The 205-nt window shown below is 42.0% G+C and carries 1 pseudogene; it reads left to right on the top strand.

The window, feature by feature from the left end:
* A pseudogene (locus tag C9J34_RS22575) lies at window positions 1–205 on the top strand (hypothetical protein); the annotation flags it as partial.

The following is a 205-nucleotide window of genomic DNA, read 5'->3' on the forward strand; positions in this document are numbered from 1 at the left end:
TATCAGCACATGGTTTTTCTGTGACGAAAGCGTAGCGTCAGTCACAATGTGTGCCGTCCTAGGTATCAAAAGAAGTACGTATTATTATCATGCGGATCTTTCTGGTGAGCGTGCCAGAAAAGCGGAAGATGCAGCACTTTCAAAAGAAATCGAACGCATTTTCAAAGCTAGCCGTAACAACTATGGCACACGTAAAATCAAAAAA

The sequence above is a fragment of the Metasolibacillus meyeri genome, from assembly GCF_003049505.1.
Lineage (GTDB): Bacteria > Bacillota > Bacilli > Bacillales_A > Planococcaceae > Metasolibacillus > Metasolibacillus meyeri.